We start from the raw sequence: 266 nt of genomic DNA on the forward strand, positions 1-266 counted from the left end.
CAATTAGGTAGTAGTTCATCCAAAGCTTTGGTTTCAAAAACAGCACCAGAGAGTACATGTGCTCCTACTTCAGAACCTTTTTCGACTACGCAAATCATGCACTCTTGTTGTTTTTCTTGTGCTAATTGCGCGAGTTTAATTGCACTTGAAAGCCCAGCAGGGCCTGCACCAACAATTACTACATCAAATTCCATGGTTTCACGTTCGACCATAATAACCTCTTTATCTATGACGGACTTATTTGAATGTTTACTACGCATTTAAAT

1 protein-coding gene is annotated in these 266 nt (G+C 39.1%); it reads right to left on the reverse strand.

The annotated features are described in order from the left end of the window. Positions 1-212: NAD(P)/FAD-dependent oxidoreductase (locus AAEY87_RS14055; protein ID WP_502945486.1), on the reverse strand; the 212-nt coding region annotated here is incomplete at its 3' end. Positions 213-266: the final 54 nt, after the last annotated feature.

The sequence above is a fragment of the Psychrobacter sp. S1-30-MNA-CIBAN-0213 genome (assembly GCF_040309845.1).
GTDB lineage: Bacteria > Pseudomonadota > Gammaproteobacteria > Pseudomonadales > Moraxellaceae > Psychrobacter.